The sequence below is a fragment of the Sphingomonas leidyi genome (genome assembly GCF_011761945.1).
Taxonomy (GTDB): Bacteria; Pseudomonadota; Alphaproteobacteria; order Sphingomonadales; family Sphingomonadaceae; genus Sphingomonas; species Sphingomonas leidyi.
This window is the reverse complement of record NZ_JAASQV010000002.1, coordinates 207,089-223,472: the sequence shown is the minus strand read 5'-3', so window position 1 is coordinate 223,472 and position 16,384 is coordinate 207,089. Positions and strand designations below refer to the sequence as shown.

General features: G+C 68.1%; 17 protein-coding genes. 8 read left to right on the top strand and 9 right to left on the bottom strand.

Going from position 1 to position 16,384, the window contains the following annotated elements; translation table 11 throughout:
- The first annotated feature begins 69 nt into the window (after nt 1-69).
- From FHR20_RS10715 to FHR20_RS10700, 4 genes are all read left to right on the top strand, one after another.
- Nucleotides 70-1,413: a methyl-accepting chemotaxis protein gene (locus FHR20_RS10715; RefSeq protein WP_167300470.1), complete on the top strand. Its 1,344-nt coding sequence runs from the start codon at nt 70-72 to the stop codon at nt 1,411-1,413.
- Between the two features lie 118 nt (nt 1,414-1,531).
- Nucleotides 1,532-2,233: an SDR family NAD(P)-dependent oxidoreductase gene (locus FHR20_RS10710; protein WP_167299645.1), complete on the top strand. Its 702-nt coding sequence runs from the start codon at nt 1,532-1,534 to the stop codon at nt 2,231-2,233.
- Nucleotides 2,223-2,930 carry a hypothetical protein gene (locus tag FHR20_RS10705; protein WP_167299644.1) on the top strand — a complete coding sequence of 236 codons (708 nt, stop codon included), beginning with the start codon at nt 2,223-2,225 and terminating at the stop codon, nt 2,928-2,930. Before FHR20_RS10710 ends, FHR20_RS10705 begins: the two co-directional genes overlap by 11 nt.
- Nucleotides 2,930-3,904 (top strand): 50S ribosomal protein L11 methyltransferase, encoded by a 975-nt coding sequence (locus FHR20_RS10700; protein WP_167299643.1) that lies wholly within the window; start codon nt 2,930-2,932, stop codon nt 3,902-3,904. Before FHR20_RS10705 ends, FHR20_RS10700 begins: the two co-directional genes overlap by 1 nt.
- Nucleotides 3,905-4,021: 117 nt before the next feature.
- On the opposite strand, the gene phhA is transcribed toward FHR20_RS10700, so the two are convergent.
- On the bottom strand, nt 4,022-4,891 hold the full coding sequence (gene phhA / locus FHR20_RS10695) for a phenylalanine 4-monooxygenase (protein ID WP_167299642.1): 870 nt from the start codon (nt 4,889-4,891) through the stop codon (nt 4,022-4,024).
- Between the two features lie 50 nt (nt 4,892-4,941).
- Between phhA and FHR20_RS10690 the strand changes: the two genes are divergently transcribed.
- The gene (locus FHR20_RS10690; protein ID WP_243857283.1) at nt 4,942-5,571 is read left to right on the top strand and encodes a TIGR02117 family protein; all 630 of its coding nucleotides are present in this window, start codon (nt 4,942-4,944) and stop codon (nt 5,569-5,571) included.
- Nucleotides 5,568-6,278, top strand: a complete 711-nt coding sequence (locus FHR20_RS10685) for an alpha/beta hydrolase (RefSeq protein WP_167299640.1) — start codon at nt 5,568-5,570, stop codon at nt 6,276-6,278. The genes FHR20_RS10690 and FHR20_RS10685 overlap by 4 nt, the downstream gene beginning before the upstream one ends.
- Here FHR20_RS10685 and FHR20_RS10680 read toward each other — a convergent pair.
- The 4 genes from FHR20_RS10680 to FHR20_RS10665 are packed head-to-tail and all read right to left on the bottom strand — an operon-like array spanning nt 6,275 to nt 8,192.
- A complete protein-coding gene (locus tag FHR20_RS10680; protein ID WP_167299639.1) occupies nt 6,275-6,574 on the bottom strand; it encodes a putative quinol monooxygenase in 300 nt (99 codons plus the stop codon). The genes FHR20_RS10685 and FHR20_RS10680 overlap by 4 nt on opposite strands.
- The gene (locus FHR20_RS10675) at nt 6,568-7,209 is read right to left on the bottom strand and encodes a hypothetical protein (RefSeq protein WP_167299638.1); all 642 of its coding nucleotides are present in this window, start codon (nt 7,207-7,209) and stop codon (nt 6,568-6,570) included. The genes FHR20_RS10680 and FHR20_RS10675 overlap by 7 nt, the downstream gene beginning before the upstream one ends.
- An 8-nt stretch (nt 7,210-7,217) precedes the next feature.
- A complete protein-coding gene (locus tag FHR20_RS10670) occupies nt 7,218-7,574 on the bottom strand; it encodes a GntR family transcriptional regulator (RefSeq protein ID WP_086128472.1) in 357 nt (118 codons plus the stop codon).
- An 18-nt stretch (nt 7,575-7,592) separates the two neighbouring features.
- Nucleotides 7,593-8,192, bottom strand: coding sequence for a nitroreductase family protein (locus FHR20_RS10665; protein ID WP_167299637.1), 600 nt, complete (start codon nt 8,190-8,192; stop codon nt 7,593-7,595).
- A 130-nt stretch (nt 8,193-8,322) separates the two neighbouring features.
- Here FHR20_RS10665 and FHR20_RS10660 point away from each other — a divergent pair, with 130 nt between their 5' ends.
- Together FHR20_RS10660 and FHR20_RS10655 are read left to right on the top strand one after the other, a co-directional pair.
- Entirely contained in the window at nt 8,323-8,634 is a 312-nt protein-coding gene (locus FHR20_RS10660) for a hypothetical protein (protein WP_167299636.1), read from the top strand.
- A 153-nt stretch (nt 8,635-8,787) separates the two neighbouring features.
- Nucleotides 8,788-10,584, top strand: coding sequence for a peptide MFS transporter (locus FHR20_RS10655; RefSeq protein ID WP_167299635.1), 1,797 nt, complete (start codon nt 8,788-8,790; stop codon nt 10,582-10,584).
- A gap of 333 nt (nt 10,585-10,917) precedes the next feature.
- On the opposite strand, the gene FHR20_RS10650 is transcribed toward FHR20_RS10655, so the two are convergent.
- From FHR20_RS10650 to acs, 4 genes are all read right to left on the bottom strand, one after another.
- Entirely contained in the window at nt 10,918-11,589 is a 672-nt protein-coding gene (locus FHR20_RS10650) for a spermidine synthase (protein ID WP_167299634.1), read from the bottom strand.
- Between the two features lie 139 nt (nt 11,590-11,728).
- Nucleotides 11,729-13,759 (bottom strand): M13 family metallopeptidase, encoded by a 2,031-nt coding sequence (locus FHR20_RS10645; RefSeq protein ID WP_167299633.1) that lies wholly within the window; start codon nt 13,757-13,759, stop codon nt 11,729-11,731.
- Between the two features lie 73 nt (nt 13,760-13,832).
- Entirely contained in the window at nt 13,833-14,336 is a 504-nt protein-coding gene (locus FHR20_RS10640; protein WP_167299632.1) for an O-acetyl-ADP-ribose deacetylase, read from the bottom strand.
- Complete coding sequence (gene acs / locus FHR20_RS10635) at nt 14,333-16,276, bottom strand: acetate--CoA ligase (protein ID WP_167299631.1); 1,944 nt, start codon at nt 16,274-16,276, stop codon at nt 14,333-14,335. Before acs ends, FHR20_RS10640 begins: the two co-directional genes overlap by 4 nt.
- Nucleotides 16,277-16,384 lie beyond the last annotated feature (108 nt).

Here is a 16,384-nt window from a genome sequence, read left to right as displayed (position 1 = left end):
CAAGTGGCCGATCGTCCCGCGGCCGCAAAGGGGACAAGTTTCGTGACCAACGCCGTTTCGCTTGAGGATCTGCCGGCACCGGGCTCCACGGCCGCCCGCATCGACGTGCGCGCCCGGCTTCGCATCTTCGATTTCGAAGGCTCGCTCGCCGCTTCGGGCCGCGCCGCCTGGGAAGCGCTGGAGCCGGAGATTCGCGCGGTCTCGGAGGCCTATTGGCAGCAATGGCTGCGCTGCTTCGCCGACGAGCGCAGCTGGGCGCCCGACGATACCCAGAAGATGATCGATCTCGGCGTCGTCTTCCTCAGGAACCGCTTCCTCGACGCCGAGGGCCGCGCCTGGATCGAGTCGATCGAGCGCTCGGTCGCGGCGGCCTATGCCGCGAACGTGCCGCCGATGGCGCTGCTCTCGATGATCAGCGCGAGCGACCGGGTGGCGCTCGAGATACTGATCCGCCGCGTCGGCACCGAGGACCAGCGACTCGCCGGTCTGATCGATACGCTGATGCGGCTCTCCGCGCTCGAAGGCGACATCACGGTCGAGATCTACAACATGTACCGCGAGCACAGCGCCCAGGCCGCGCGCGACCGGCTTGCCGAGGATTTCCGCGATTCGATCGGCGGCACCGTCCAGCGCGCCTCGCGCGAGGGCGAGCAGCTGCGCGTCCAGGCCAGCCATACTTCGGCTTCCGCGCGCGGGATGCTGGGGAAGGCATCGGAAGTTGCGGCGGCGGCGGAACAGTCCGCGGTTGCGATGCGCGAGGCGGCGCAGACGGCGGCGGGGCTGATCCGGGCGATCGAGGATGCGCGGATGGAAGTGGAAGCTGCGGCGGGGATCGCGACGCGTGCGTCGTCGCAGGCGACCGACGCGGTGGGGATGAGCGAGGCGCTGAGCGATCATGCCAAGTCGATCGAATCGATCCTGGGGCTGATCCGCGACATTGCCGGGCAGACGAACCTGCTGGCGCTGAACGCGACGATCGAGGCGGCGCGGGCGGGCGATGCCGGGCGCGGCTTCGCAGTGGTGGCGCAGGAAGTGAAGAGCCTGGCGAACCAGACGGCGCGGGCGACGGACGACATCGCGGCGAAGATCGCGGCGATCCAGTCGGCGACGCGGAGCACGGTGGAGACCAATGCCTCGATCCGCTCGACGGTGAGCGAGGTGCAGGAAAGCGCCAACCGCATCCGCGTCGCGATGGAAGTCCAGGCGCAGACCGTCACTGCGATTACTGCCGCGGTCGACGAGACGGCGCTTGCCGCAGACTCCATGTCCGCCACCATCGGCGCCATCCGCGAGGATACCAAGTCGGTCACCCATGAGATCGACACGCTCCAGAAGGACGTGGCCGAAGTCGACGATCGTCTCCACAAGCTGCGCGCTGCCGCGGACAGTTTCTCCAGCAGCGTCGCCGCCTGAAGCGCTTCGTCATTCCCGCGAAGGCAGGGCTCCAGGGGCAAGCGGGACAGCACTTGCTGCTCTGGTCCTCCGCCTTCGCGGGGATGGCGGGGACAGGGCGAAGCGGCTAGGCAGGCGCATGGCCACCCACATTCTCCTCACCGGCGCGAGCCGCGGCATCGGCGCCGCGATCGCCGATAGCTTCCGGAACGACGCGGTTCGCCTGATCGGGCAGGGCACCAGGAGCGGCATCCCTGCCGATTTCGCCGATCCGGCGGCGCCCAGGGCCCTGTGGGACCAGGCGCTCGATGCGCTGGACGGGCGGATCGACGTGCTCATCAACAATGCCGGGGTGTTCGAGAGCAATCCGCTCGACATCGAGCATGACGACTGGGTGGCGAACTGGGAGCGGACGATGCGCGTCAACCTCACCGCTTCGGCCGAACTCTGCCGCCTCGCCATCTGCCACTGGCAGGCCGGGGGGCGTCCCGGGCGCATCGTCAACATGGCGAGCCGCGCCGCCTATCGCGGCGACAGCCCGGCGCACTGGCACTATGCCGCGTCCAAGGCGGGCATGGTCGGCATGACCAAGAGCATCGCCCGGGGCTATGCGCGCAGCGGCATCCTCGCCTTCGCGATCTGCCCGGGCTTCACCATGACCGGCATGGCCGACGACTATCTCGCCAGCCGCGGCGGCGAGAAGCTGCTCGCGGACATCCCGCTCGGCCGGGTGGCGGACGCCGACGAAGTGGCCGTGCTCGCCCGTTTCTGCGCACTTGCCGCGCCGCCCTCGATGACCGGGGCAGTGCTCGACATCAACGGGGCGAGCTATGTCCGATAGCCCCGGGCCCCGGCTCCCCCTGGCCGCGCGCCCGCCCTTCGTCGGCGGGCTCCTCGTCGGCGCGCTGGCCGTGGTCGGGGCGGGCATCGTGATCCTGGCGGTGGTCCTGGTCGGCGGCGTGATGCTCACGCGCGGGCGGGGCAATGCCGATGCTCCGGCGCAGGTAGAGGCCAAGGCCGCCAAGGAAGTCTTCGCCGTCGCGGCGGTCAATCCGCTGCACGGCACCAACGCGCAGGAGATCGTGATCGCCACCGATTCCTCGATCCGGCGCGGCGATGCCGGCTCCTATTCGGGCGGGGGCGCCCCGGACGAGCGCAACGTGATCCTGCTCGACAAGGCGAGCGGCGCCAGCCGCAAGCTGCTGCCGGACAATGGCCGCCGGATCGTCTCCCGCGAGTATCTGCCGGCGATGGCCGGTGCGGGGGAGGAAGGCGTGGACACGCAAAAGGCCCCGCTCGCTTATTATGTGTTCCGCGTCCGCGCCGCCGATGGCACGGGTCAGGATGTGCTGGTCGGCAATCTCGCCACCGGGCGCCAGGCCTATCTGCTCGCCGGGGTAGACGGGATCGACAAGGCCTGGATGCAGAGCCCGACCCGCCTCGCGCTGCTGATGCGCCAGGGCCGCAAGCTGCAATATCGCGCGATCGAGATCCCCGATCTCAAGGTGGTCGTCGCGCGTCCCGTGGAGATCGATTGATGTCGAGCTGGAAGCTCATCCTGCCCTGCACCCGCGCCGAAGCGGAGGCGATCGATGCCGATGACGAGGCACTGTTCGGCATCGAGCCGATGCCCGTGCTGCTGACCAGCGAGCGGATCGAGGACGATCCCGACCATTGGCAGCTCGAGGCTTTCTTCGAATCGAAGCCCAACAGCGCCGCGCTCGACGCGGTGCGCGCCCTGGTGCCGAGCGCGAAGGGCGTGAAGGCGGTCGCCGAGAAGATCCGCGACGCCGATTGGGTGACGCTCAGCCAGGCCGGGATCGAGCCGGTCCATGCCGGCCGCTTCTACGTCCATACCGCTACCAACAAGGGCAAGGTGCCCGAAGGTGCCACGGCCTTCCGCATCGATGCCGGCCTCGCCTTCGGCACCGGCACGCACGCGACCACTTCGGGCTGCCTGCTCGCGCTCGACCGGCTGAAGCAGGAGGGCAAGCGCTTCGAGAACGTCCTCGATCTCGGCACCGGCACCGGCCTGCTCGCCTTCGCGGCGCTCCATCTCTGGCCGCGCGCCTATGCCACGGCGTCGGATATCGATGCGCGCGCAGTCGCGGTCACTGCCGAGAATGCCGAGCGCAACGGCATCAGGCTGGGCGGCGGGCAGGGCGCGCTGGCGCTGGCCGCCGCGGCGGGCGTCGAGCATCCGCTGCTGATCGGCCGCGCGCCCTATGACCTGGTCATCGCCAACATCCTTGCCGGCCCGCTGGTCGAGCTGGCGCCGAGCATCGGCGCGGTGCTGGCCGAGGGGGGCACGCTGATCCTGGCGGGGCTGCTGGCGGGGCAGGCCGAGACGGTGGCCCAGGCCTATCGCCGTCAGGGCCTGCGCCTGGTCCACCGCGCCGATCGCGGCGACTGGCCGACGCTGACGCTGACGAAGCGGGTGCGCTATGGGACGGAACGGGTGACCCGGCTGAGCCGCGGCAAGGGCGAGGCGCCGGGGTTCGGGAGCTGGTGACGATCCTTTCCCCGCCCTGCGGAGGGGAGCCGGGATCAAATCTCGATCAAGACCTTGATTTCGTTCGCCATCCCTGCCCGAGCGGGGGTGACGGGGTTCGCCGAACGAGCCTCGACCCTAGGAGGCCTTCGACCGCGCATATTCCTGGGTGCCGCGGGTGACTACGTCGTCCCCCGGCAGGATCTCGGCGATCGGGATGTCCGGCTGGCGGAGAATCTCGTCGTAGAGCGGCGCGAAATCGGTCTCCACCGTGGCGCGCAGCAGTTCGGCATAGCTCGGGATGACGAAATAATTCTGCTGGAAGTCGTCGATCCGATAATCGGTGCGCATCACGCGCTTCAGGTCGAAGCCGATGCGGTTGGGGCTGTCGCTTTCCAGCGCGAACACGCTTTCGGCGAAGGACGAGACGATGCCGGCGCCATAGATGCGCAGGTCGCCGTCCTCGCGGACCAGCCCGAACTCCACCGTGTACCAATAGAGCCGGCCGAGCTGCTTCAGCGCGCCCAGCTCGAGCGCCCGGTTGCCGCCGCGGCCATAGGCCTCGAGATAGTCGGCGAACACGGGATCGGCGAGCATCGGCACATGGCCGAACACGTCGTGGAAGACGTCCGGCTCCTGGATATAGTCGAGCTGGTCGGGCCGGCGGATGAAGTTGCCGGCGACGAAGCGGCGATTGGCCATGTGATCGAAGAACACGTCGTCGGGCACCAGCCCGGGCACCGCGACCACTTGCCAGCCGGTGAGCTTCATCAGCCGCTCGCTCAGCTCCTCGAAGTTCGGAATGCCCGATTCGGAAAGGCGCAGCGCGTCGAGGCCCTTCAGATAGGCATTGCTCGCCCGGCCCGGCAGCAGCTTGGCCTGGCGCGCATAGAGCCTGTCCCAGGTCGCATGCTCTTCGGCCGTATAGGCCTGCCAGTTCTGCGGGATCGTCCAGTCGGCCGATGCACCCTCGGGCGGGCGATCGAGCACATGCGTGTCTTGAGCCATGAAAATAGCATAGCATGCCATGGTGCAGGTGCGAAATGGGGGATGGCCGGTTGCGGGTTCTCGTACGACTGATCGGATCGCTGGTGCTGCCGGTGGTCCTCTATCTCGCCGCCGCGGCGCTGGGCGCCGGGCTCGCCACCAATAGCGGGCGCGCGCCGCCTGCGACGGGCGTGCGCATCTATGTGGCAGACAATGGCGCGCACACCGACCTGATCCTGCCCGCCGCCGCCTTCCGCGACATCGCCCGGCCCGAGCATCTGGCCGACCCCCGCTACGGTGCCGAGCCCTACCTCGCCATCGGCTGGGGCAATCGCGATTTCTACCTCCACACCGCCCGATGGCGCGACATCAACCTGTGGCGCACCGCCAAGGCAATGGCCGGCGCCGGATCGACCGTGCTCCACGTCGAGCATGTGCCCGAGCCGCGCGCGGACGGATCGGTGCGCGCGGTGCTGCTCCGGCCCGAGGAATATCGCCGGCTGGTCGCCTATGTCCGCGGCACCTTTGCCGCCGGGCCGGTGGTGCGCGGCTATGGCACGCGCGACGTCTTCTATTCGGCCAAGGGCGGCTATAGCGCGCTCCGTACCTGCAACGAATGGACGGGCGGGGGCTTGCGCGAGGCGGGCGTGCGGATGGGTATCTGGACGCCGCTGCCCTGGGGCGTGATGCTGTGGCTATGATCCCGCGCACGGCCGCCGAGCCGCCGCCCCGCCTTGCCCTTGCGCTCGAACCGGCCCGTGCCGCGATGACTCTGGCCGAACTCGCCCGTTTCCGCCTCGCCGGGCTCGCCCGGGGCGACGGCCGGCCGGTGCTGGTGTCGCCGGGCCTGTGCAACACCGATCGCTCCAACTTCGTGCTGCGCGCCATGCTGGGCCGGCTCGGCTATCGTCCCTATCCCTGGCGGCTGGGCCGCAATTTCGGCGTGCGCACCGTCGGGCCGGAGTGCGAGAAGCTGATCGCCCGAGTCGAGGAGATCCAGCGCGAGACCGGCGGGAAGGTCACGCTGATCGGCGTCTCGCTCGGCGGCGTGATGAGCCGCATCGTCGCGCATCGCCGCCCCGATCTGGTGCGCGCGGTGCTCACCATCAGCTCGCCCTTTGCCGGACCGCCCAGCGCCACCAATGTCTGGCGCCCTTTCCAACTGCTCACCGGCGAGAAGATCGCCGATCCGGCAGTGGTGGAGCGGCTGGCCGAGGCCGCGCGCCCGCTGCCCATGCCGAGCGCCGCGATCTGGAGCCGCAGCGACGGCTTCGTGAACGGGCTGATCTGCCGCGAAGGCAACGACGCGGCGTGCCGTGCGCTCGAGGTGCGCAGCAGCCATCTGTTCGTCCAGATGAAGCCGCAGGTGCTTCGCGCCGTGGCGGAGATATTGGGAGGCTGGGCCTAGATCGGCCGGCCGGCACCTGCCTCGAACAGCGTCAGGTCGCGCGCGCCGATGCCTAGCCCCGGCCAGGTCGCGCGCCATTCCCGGATGTGCGGGCTCGCTCCATGTGCCGCCAGCGAGGCCTGGTCCGCCCAATGCTCGGTCACATGGATCAGCCCGGGATCGAGCACGTCTTCGCCATAGCTGTAGCGCAGGCAGCCGGGCTCCGCACGGCTCGCCGCGACCATCGCCGCCATCACCGGCCGCGCCTTGTCGAGATTGGCGGGCGGCAGGCGGAAGGTGCCGGTGATGATCAGCATGGAAATCGCTCCGTCGCGGTGCGCGGCCAGGTGAGGATCAGGAGCACCGCCGCGACGAGATGGCTGGCGAGGATCACGGCCGGCACGCCGTTCCACACCGGGTCGGCGGGCAGCAGCGCGCCCATCGCCATGCGCTTGAAGAGCAGGTCCCACAGCAGCGGCAGCACCAGGAGCGCCGCGAAGCCCGCCAGTCGGTGCCGCCGGGGCAAGCGGCCCCAGGCGAGGATCAGCGGCGGCAGCGCGAGCGCCATCGTGATCGCCACCATCGCGGGAAAGGCGAGGGCTTCGCCGAACAGCGCCTTGCCGATGATCCGCTCGTCGCCGCCGCCCGTCGCCACGGTGACGATGCGCGCGAGCGGCAGGTTGGCGAAGATCAGGAACAGGCCCAGCTGCCCGCGCAGCGCGACGCCGGCGTAGATCAGCAGCCAGCTCAGCGCCGGTCCGGCCAGCGCCGCGATCCAGGCGGCCGAATCCGGGCATGTCTCGGGCAAGGTGAAGGTGGCCAGCGTCATGCCGCCCCAGGCGCCGCAGACGATGCGGCCGGTCAGGTGATGCGCCAGCTCGTGCGCGCCCAGACAGAGCCAGGAAAGCGCGGCGATGAACGGCAGCGCGCGCGCGCCGGGCCAGCGGGCCATCGTCCGGTTCAGACGGTTTCGCGGTCGAACAATTCCCGGGCGTCGAGGCCGAGGAGCGCGATATGCTCCTTCACCCGCGGCCAATAGCCGGTGAGGAAGCGCTCGCGCTCGGCGATGCGCAGCTTCTCCACCGCGCCCGGCAGCACGAACATGCCGACGCCGCGCCGGACCTCGACATAGCCGTCGTCCTGGAAGCTCTGATAGGCCTTGGCCACCGTGAGCGGATTGGCGCCGTGCTCGGCCGCCAGCGCGCGCACCGACGGAAGCTGATCCCCTGCCCGGTATTGCCCGCGCAGGATCGCCGCGGCGATGCTGGCGCGCAGCTTGAGGTAGACCGGGCTGTCCTCGTGCTCTAGCGCTGTCATGCTGCCATAATACACCAATCAGGCAGCGGGTCCATACCCCGGATTCCACTTATGTGCGATTTCGGACAGTGACGGCCGGGGGCGCTCCTCCAGCGGCGCGGCAGGGGTGCCGATGAAGACGAATCCCGCGACCTTCTGCGGCGCTTCGCCGAACAGGTCGCGCACGGCATCCGAATAGGCGGCCCAGCCGGTCAGCCAGCCGCCGGCGAAGCCCAGGGCATGCGCGGCATGGAGCAGGTTCATGCAGGCCGCGCCGGCGGAGAGCTCCTGTTCCCATGCCGGAATCTTGTGCGGCACCACGGGCGCGGAGAGCACCACCACCAGCGCCGGCGCCTGAGCGGCGAACTGGATCGCCGCCTCCTCGTCGCGTGCGGTGCAGTCCGCCTTCTCGCTGCGCAATATCGCGACGAGCTTCTCGCCCAGCGCGGCCCGCGCCGTCTCGGGCACGATCACGAAGCGCCAGGGGAAGAGCTTGCCGTGATCGGGCGTGCGGGCGGCGATCTCGATCATCGTGTCGAGCTGCTCCGGGCTGGGCCCGGGCCCGGCCATGTCGCGGGGCTTGCCCGAGCGGCGGGTGCGGAGATGGGCGAGCAGGCTGGAGCTATCGTTCAGGACCATGGCCGGGCATCTAGGGAGTGGAAGGCGCGCGCGCAAACGCCACCGTCGCGGACCAGAAAGGATTCGACTGCGCAACGATGAAGGTGCTCAGATCGCCGCCGGTACGAACCTGTCCGGGAGTCTCGCGGTCATGTCTCAACAAGAAACCTCGAAGGATATGCATGGCGACGGCCATGGGCATCCGGAGGGAGCGCAGGCCCATGCGCTGGGCGCCGTCATGAACATGGTGCGCAGCGTCAGCTGGGGCCAGGGGACGAGCGGGACGCTCAGCATCGCCACCGCGCTGCCCCGTCCCTGTTCGAGCTTCATCGCCTCGGGCATCCTGTTCCAGATACAGACGACGGTCGGCGCCACGTCGTTTCCCTTCACCTATCACGGCCCGAAGACGCGCACCGTGCTTCAGCAGATCCTCCGGCCCGGCACGAACATCTTGCTCCAATGAGCGCGGACCCGAGATCCGCAGGATAGGCGCGGCGGGCGCCGGTGCGGCGATGTCGCGCCCGCCCATGCTTTACAGCGGCTTCATTCCGTCTAGTTTGGCCGCCCATGCGCCGGGCCCCGAGCCCGGAACCGATATCAAAGGGCAATAAACCGCATGGTCGACACTCCAACCGCCGATAGTCCGGCAGAGCCGGACATCACCCACGTCAATCCCGCCGCGGAGAAGACGTGGTTCGGGCATCCCCGCCAGCTGGCGCGCATGTTCACCACCGAGATGTGGGAGCGCTTCGGCTATTACGGCATGCGCGCGCTGCTGACGCTCTATCTCACGCAGCATTTCATGTTCGGCGATCGCGAGGCGACCGGCCTCTATGGCGGCTATACCGCCCTCGTCTATCTCACGCCGCTGATCGGCGGCTATCTGGCCGATCAGTATCTGGGTTCGAAGCGCGCGGTGAAATTCGGCGCGATCGTCATGTCGCTGGGCTATCTGATCCTCTGCTTCGGCGGCCCCACTGCCAAGCCCCATGCGACGATCGACGGCCAGCGCTACGAAGTCTCGATCGGCAAGTCGGCCGAGGGCAAGGAAGTCCGCTACGTCGTCGACGGCGCGAAGAAGCTCGAGATCAAGGGCAATGACGACGGCAGCGTCGACCTGCTCGACGCCGGTGCGGTCGCGCGCAAGGTCGAGAAGGGCAAGTTCGAGTCCGGCGCGGATCGCAATGCCTTCTACGTGATGGTGATGCTGATCGCGCTGTCGATGGTCTCGGTCGGCAACGGCTTCTTCAAGCCGAACATCTCCACCATGGTCGGCGAGCTCTACGAGCAGGGTGACCGACGACGCGACAGCGGCTTCACCATCTTCTACATGGGCATCAACACCGGCTCGCTCTTCTCGCAGATCCTCTGCCCCTGGCTCGCGGTGGCCTATGGCTGGAGCTGGGGCTTCGGCCTCGCCGCGATCGGCATGATGATCTCGTGGTCGCTGATCCAGTTCAACGGCGGCAAGCTCGACGGCTATGGCGAACCGCCGGCCAAGCCCGGCGTGAATTCGCAGCAATGGATCATCTATGCGGTCGCCCTCTGCGTCGTGCCGCTCTTCTATCTGCTCTACGTCAACCTGATGCATTCCACCGCGCCCGCCGCGGGCTCGGGCTTTATCGGCTATGTCGTTTCGCTGCCGCTGATGGGCAAGCTGCTGTTCGGCTCGTTCCTGATCGGCGTGCCGGCGATCCTGATCTGGTCGTTCTTCGCGGGCAGCAGGACCGAGTTCCAGATGATGCTGGCGGCGATGGTGCTGATCGTCTTCAACGTCGTGTTCTGGACGCTGTTCGAGCAGGCGGGCTCGTCGCTTACCCTGTTCGCGGACCGCAACACCGATCTCTCCGTGTTCGGGCTGTTCACCATCACCGCGGGCCAGACCCAGTTCTTCAACGCTGCCTTCATCGTGCTGCTCGCGCCGTTCATGTCGCTGCTGTGGACCGCGCTGGCCAAGCGCGGGCTGGAGCCGTCGATCCCGGTGAAGTTCGGCATCGCGCTGATCGGCGTTGCGGCGGGCTTCCTGCTGCTCGTCTGGGGCGCGCAATATGCCGATGCCAATTTCCAGGTGGGCATCTGGTGGCTCGCCGGCCTCTATTTCATCCACTCCTTCGCCGAGCTGTGCATCTCGCCGGTGGGCCTGTCGATGATCACCAAGCTGTCGATCGCGCGCGTGGTCGGGTTGATGATGGGCGTGTGGTTCCTGTCGATCTCGGTGGCGCAATATGTCGCCGGCGTCGTCGCGCAGTTCGCCAGCGTCGAAACGGTGGGTGGCCAGGTGACCAACCTCAAGACCAGCCTGCTCGTCTATGTCGACGTGTTCACCACCATTTCGATCGCGGCGATCATCCTCGGCGTGCTGCTCCTGCTGCTGAGCTGGCCGCTGAAATACTGGATGCACGGCGTGAAATAGGCGCCGCGCCTTCCGCGCAAACGGAAAGGGGGAGCGGCGACGCTCCCCCTTTTTGCGTCTGCGGTGCCGCCCGTTCAGGCGGCGAGGCGCAGCTCGGCCTGCTCGTCGGCGGCGACGCGCGGCGCCTGAACGGCGACCGGCAGCGTGACTTCGCGACGCGCGGCAAGGAAGAGCGAGATAAGCGAGAACATCGTGAAACCCTCATGCGAGCATTGCTTTGCTGCAATGCAGCATGCTCAGATGGTTCAGGGTTGCGCTTTCCGCAACTGCAATGGGTTGGGGATTGGATTGCGGGATTTGCAATCGTGACGCGGGCGTAGCGAAGCCGCGTGCCTATCGCTTCCGCCCGAACCAGATCACGTGCCGCGGGCCCTTGCCGTTGCTGCGTGCGCGCACCGCGACTTCCTCCACCTGGAAGCCGGTATCCTTCAGCCGCCGGGCAAAGGCGTTGTCGGGCGCGGCGGACCAGACGGCGAGCACGCCGCCCGGCTTGAGCGCCTCCCATTGCTTCTGCAGCCCGCGCGGCGAATAGAGCCGGTCGTTGGCGTCGCGGGTGAGCCCGTCGGGGCCGTTGTCGACATCGAGCAGGATCGCGTCATAGGTCGCGCGCGCCCGGCCGATCACCGCGGCGACATCGTCGAGCACCACGTCGACGCGGGGATCGTCGAGGCAGCCGGCGGCCAGCTCGGCCATCGGCCCCTTCGCCCATGCGATGATCTCCGGTACCAGCTCGGCGACGGTCAGCCTGGCGTCCGGGCCCAGCGCCGCCTGCGCCGCGCGCAGGGTGAAGCCCATGCCATAGCCACCGATCAGCAGATGCGGCGCCGGGTTGTCGAGCCGCTCGCAGCTCATCACCGCCAGCGCTTCCTCCGAACCGCTCATCCGGCTCGACATCAGCTCGTTGCGATCGAGCACGATCATGAAGTCGCGCCCGCGGCGGAACAGCCGCAGCGCCTCGCCCCCGCCGGGGACGATCGCGGTATCGATGAGTTCGCGTGGAGTCATGCGCCCCTTTGCCGCGCCCGGGCATGCGGTTGCAATGCAGGATTTGGCCCGATCGCCGCCGGGCCGGGAAGGCGCGTGCAGGAACGCAAACGGCCCGGCATCGCTGCCGGGCCGCTGCATTGGGCGAAGCCTTGGGGGCTTACCAGATATGCACGCGCTGCTCGGGCGCGAGGTAGAGTTTGTCGCCCGGCTGGATGTTGAACGCCTTGTACCAGGCGTCGACGTTGCGGACGATGCCGTTGACGCGGAACACGGCCGGCGAATGCGGGTCGGTCAGTGCCAGCTGGCGGGCGGTGTCCTCGCGCAGCTTGGTCTGCCAGGCCTGGGCATAGGCCAGGAAGAAGCGCTGGTCGCCGGTCAACCCGCCGATCACCGGCGCCTTGCCATGCTCGGCCTGGTATTTCTGGAAGGCGCCATATGCCGCCTCGACGCCGCCCAGGTCGCCGATATTCTCGCCGAGCGTCAGCTTGCCCTGCACCTTGGTGCCGGGAATGGCCTCATAGCCGTCATACTGAGCCACGAGTGCTGCGGTGCGCTCGCCGAACGCCTTTTTGGCGCCGTCGGTCCACCAGTTCTCGAACTTGCCGGTCGGGCCGAACTGGCTGCCCTGGTCGTCGAAGCCATGGCCCATCTCATGGCCGATGATCGCGCCGATCGCGCCATAATTCACCGCCGGATCGGCATTGGGATCGAAGAAGGGCGGCTGCAGGATCGCGGCCGGGAACGTGATCTGGTTGGAGAGCGGGTTGTAATAGGCGTTCACCGTCTGCGGGGTCATGTCCCACAGGGTGCGGTCGACCGGCTTGCCGAAGCGCGACAGTTCGAGCTCGTGCTGGAACTCGCCCGAACGCATCGCATTGCCGAGCAGGTCGCCGCGGACGACCTTGAACGACGAATAGTCGATATATTTGTCGGGGTGGCCGATGCGCGGTTCGAAGGCGGCAAGCTTGGCGAGCGCCTTCTGCTTGGTGGCCTCGTCCATCCAGGTCGAGGCGGCGATGCGCTCCTTGTAGGAGCCGCGCAGATTCTCGATCAGCTCGGCCATCTGCTTCTCGGCCGCGGGCGGATAATATTTCGAGACGTAGATCGCGCCGACCGCCTCGCCGAGCGCGCCGTTGACCAGCTGCACGCCGCGCTTCCAGCGCTCGCGCTGCACCTTCACGCCCGACAGCGTCTGCGAATAAAAGGCGAAGCGGGTGTCGTCGAAGGCCTTGGGCAGGAACTGCGCATGGTCGCTGACGAAGCGATAGGCGAGATAGTCCTTCCAGGCCTGGAGCGGCGTGGCGACCATCAGCTTGCCGAGCGCGGTGACGGCGGTGTTCTGCGTCATCAGCACCTTGGGCGAGCTCTCGAGACCGGCGGTCTTGAGCATCAGCGCCCAGTTGAAGTCCGGCGCCTTGGCCTTCAGGCCGGCCAGCGTCTGCGGGTCGTTGAGCTTGGCGATGTCGCGGCTTTCGGCCGGCGACCACTGGACCTTGGCCATCGCGGTCTCGAGCGCGACGATCGCATCGGCCTTGGCGGCGGCGCCGGGGATGCCCGCCAGCTCCTGGATCTTCTGGACATAGGCGCGATAGGCCGTGCGGAACGCGTCGTACTTGGCGCCTTCGAGCAGGTAATAGTCGCGCGGCATGCCCAGGCCGCCCTGGCCGGTAACCGCGGTATAATGGGTGGGATCGGCGAGGTCGGGGATGATCCCCAGCTCGACCGGCGAGGCATAGCCGACGGTGGCGAACAGCACCTGCAGCGCGTCGAGATTGTTCACGCCGTTGATCTTGGCGAGATAGGGCTTGAGCGGCGCGGTGCCGAGCTTCTCGATGCCGGCCTCATCCATCCAGCTGGCATAGAAGTCGCCGACCCGCTTGCCCGAGGCGCCATAGGCGGTGGGATTCTTCGCCATGTCGTCGAGGATCGCGCGGACGTTCGCCTCGGCCTCGATCGAGAGCAGCGTGCCGAAGCCGGCCGAGGCGCGGTCGGCGGCGATCTCGACGCGGTCGTTCCAGCCGCCGTTCGCGAAGGCCCAGAAATCGTCGCCCGGCTTCACGCCCGGCTTCTGCGCGGAGAGGTCGACGCCGAAGCTGCCATATTTCGGCTTGGCGGTCTGCGCCATTGCCGGCGAGACGGCGAGCAGTGCCACGCCGGCGGCGAGACGCACCATGTTGCTGATCTTCATTTTGAGGATTCCCCCGAAAGACTGTGTTAGCCGGATGTAACGCCGGGTAGTTACACTCGCAACGGGTTTCAGGCTATAATTCGCGGCGATAGGCGGCAGTGACCTCGGCCCCGAAGGTCGCGAAGATCAGCTGGAGCTCGGGATCCCCGGCCAGCGCCCTGCGCGCCTCGGCCACCGCGATCCCCGTCGCCGCCGCGATCGGATAGCCATAGACGCCGCAGCTGATCGCCGGGAAGGCGAGCGTGCGGAAGCCATGGGCGCGGGCGATCTCGAAGCAGCGGCGATAGCAGCTGGCAAGCAGTTCGGGCTCGCCATGCCCGCCGCCATGCCAGACCGGGCCGACGGTGTGGATCACATGCCCGGCGGGCAGGCGATAGCCTCTGGTGAGCTTGGCATCGCCGGTCGCGCAGCCCCCCAGCGTGCGGCACTCGGCGAGCAGTTCCGGGCCGGCGGCGCGGTGGATCGCGCCGTCCACGCCGCCGCCGCCGAGCAGCGAGTTCTTCGCCGCGTTGACGATCGCATCCACGTCGAGGCGGGTGATGTCCCCCTCGACGATCCGGATGCGGTCCTCGCTCATCCCACCCGGTTCTTCACCAGGTCGTCGACCACCGACGGGTCGGCGAGCGTCGAAGTGTCGCCCAGCGACGAGACGTCGCCCTCGGCGATCTTGCGCAGGATGCGGCGCATGATCTTGCCGGAGCGCGTCTTGGGCAGGCCGGGGGCGAACTGGAGCGCGTCGGGCGTGGCGATCGGGCCGATCTCGGTACGCACCCATCTGGTCAGCTCGGCGCGCAGTGCCTCGTCGGCGGTGCAGTTCGCGTTGAGCGTGACATAGGCATAGATGCCCTGGCCCTTGATGTCGTGCGGCATGCCGACCACCGCGGCCTCCGCCACCTTGGGGTGGAGCACCAGCGCGCTCTCCACTTCGGCGGTGCCCATGCGGTGGCCCGAGACGTTGATCACATCGTCGACGCGGCCGGTGATCCAGTAATAGCCGTCCTCGTCGCGCCGGCAGCCGTCGCCGGTGAAATACTTGCCGCGATAGGTAGTGAAATAGGTCTGGAAGAAGCGGGCATGATCGCCCCAGACGGTGCGCATCTGCCCCGGCCAGCTGCGCGCGATGACGAGGTTCCCCTCGGTCGCGCCGTGGAGAACCTTGCCCTCGCCGTCGACGATCTGCGGGTCGACGCCGGGGAAGGGCCGGGTGGCGGAGCCGGGCTTGAGCGGCGTAGCGCCGGGCAGCGGGGTGATCATGTGGCCGCCGGTCTCGGTCTGCCACCAGGTGTCGACGATCGGGCAGCGGCCCTCGCCGACCACGTCGTAATACCAGCGCCACGCCTCGGGATTGATCGGCTCGCCCACCGTGCCGAGCAGCTTGAGCGACTGGCGCGAGGTGCTGGCGACATATTGGTCGCCTTCGCGCATCAGCGCGCGCAAGGCGGTAGGGGCGGTATAGAGGATCTCGACCTTGTGGCGGTCGACCACCTGCCAGATGCGGCTGGCATCGGGCCAGTTGGGCACGCCTTCGAACATCAGCGTGGTGCCGCCGTTCGCCAGCGGACCATAGACGATATAGCTGTGCCCGGTGACCCAGCCGATGTCCGCCGCGCACCAATAGACCTGGCCGGGGCGATAGTCGAAGACCAGCTCGTGGGTCAGGCTGGCCCAGAGCAGATAGCCGCCCGAGGAGTGGAGCACGCCCTTGGGCTTGCCGGTCGAGCCCGAGGTGTAGAGGATGAACAGCGGGTCCTCGGCGCCCATCGGTTCGGCCGGGCAGTCGGCGGGAACGTCCGCGGCGGCCGCGTGATACCAGATGTCGCGGCCTTCCTGCATCGGCACGTCGCCGCCGGTGGCCTTCACCACGATCACCTTCTCGAGGCAGCGGACGTGCTGGGCGGCCGCGTCGACATTGGTCTTGAGCGGCACCTTCTTGCCGCCGCGCCGGCCCTCGTCGGCGGTGATCACCACCGCGGAATCGCAATCGGTGATGCGGCCCGCCAGCGATTCCGGGGAAAAACCGCCGAACACCACCGAGTGGATCGCGCCGATCCGCGCGCAGGCCAGCAGCGCGAAGGCCGCTTCGGGAATCATCGGCATGTAGATGGTGACGCGGTCGCCCTTGCGGACGCCCTGCGCCTTCAGCACGTTGGCGAAGCGGCAAACCTCGGCATGGAGCTGGCGATAGGTGTAGCGCCGGGGCGCCTCGTCCGGCGCGTCCGGCTCCCAGAGGATCGCGACCGCGTCGCCCCGCTTCGCGAGATGCCGGTCGACGCAGTTGGTCGAAACGTTCAGCTTGCCGTCCGCGAACCAGTTGATCCGAAAGTCCGCCTCTTCGAACGACCAGTCCCCCGCGATCTCCGGGCGCTTCACCCAATCCAGCCGGCGCGACTGCTCGAGCCAGAAGCTGCCCGGATCGGCCAGGCTCATGCCGTAGAGCTTCTCATAGCCTTCAGCATCCACCCGGGCGCTGCGCGCCCAGCTTTCCGGTACGGGGTGGACGCTGATGGTATCGCTCATCGCTACGGGCTCCTCGCTTCGTTGGGGCCTCTCTGCCCAAGCCCGCGCGCCACGCCAAGCGCAGAATATGTTTCCGCGCATGATCCGGCATGGCCGGCGACAGACTGC

Coding starts and splice junctions, on each gene's coding strand:
- FHR20_RS10665 (WP_167299637.1), bottom strand. CDS start 8,192: ATGGTCCTGAACGATAGCTCCAGCCTGCTCGCCCATCTCCGCACCCGC.
- acs (WP_167299631.1), bottom strand. CDS start 16,276: ATGAGCGATACCATCAGCGTCCACCCCGTACCGGAAAGCTGGGCGCGC.
- FHR20_RS10700 (WP_167299643.1), top strand. CDS start 2,930: ATGTCGAGCTGGAAGCTCATCCTGCCCTGCACCCGCGCCGAAGCGGAG.
- FHR20_RS10680 (WP_167299639.1), bottom strand. CDS start 6,574: ATGCTGATCATCACCGGCACCTTCCGCCTGCCGCCCGCCAATCTCGAC.
- FHR20_RS10685 (WP_167299640.1), top strand. CDS start 5,568: ATGATCCCGCGCACGGCCGCCGAGCCGCCGCCCCGCCTTGCCCTTGCG.
- FHR20_RS10660 (WP_167299636.1), top strand. CDS start 8,323: ATGTCTCAACAAGAAACCTCGAAGGATATGCATGGCGACGGCCATGGG.
- FHR20_RS10645 (WP_167299633.1), bottom strand. CDS start 13,759: ATGAAGATCAGCAACATGGTGCGTCTCGCCGCCGGCGTGGCACTGCTC.
- FHR20_RS10650 (WP_167299634.1), bottom strand. CDS start 11,589: ATGACTCCACGCGAACTCATCGATACCGCGATCGTCCCCGGCGGGGGC.
- FHR20_RS10705 (WP_167299644.1), top strand. CDS start 2,223: ATGTCCGATAGCCCCGGGCCCCGGCTCCCCCTGGCCGCGCGCCCGCCC.
- FHR20_RS10640 (WP_167299632.1), bottom strand. CDS start 14,336: ATGAGCGAGGACCGCATCCGGATCGTCGAGGGGGACATCACCCGCCTC.
- FHR20_RS10675 (WP_167299638.1), bottom strand. CDS start 7,209: ATGGCCCGCTGGCCCGGCGCGCGCGCGCTGCCGTTCATCGCCGCGCTT.
- phhA (WP_167299642.1), bottom strand. CDS start 4,891: ATGGCTCAAGACACGCATGTGCTCGATCGCCCGCCCGAGGGTGCATCG.
- FHR20_RS10710 (WP_167299645.1), top strand. CDS start 1,532: ATGGCCACCCACATTCTCCTCACCGGCGCGAGCCGCGGCATCGGCGCC.
- FHR20_RS10670 (WP_086128472.1), bottom strand. CDS start 7,574: ATGACAGCGCTAGAGCACGAGGACAGCCCGGTCTACCTCAAGCTGCGC.
- FHR20_RS10655 (WP_167299635.1), top strand. CDS start 8,788: ATGGTCGACACTCCAACCGCCGATAGTCCGGCAGAGCCGGACATCACC.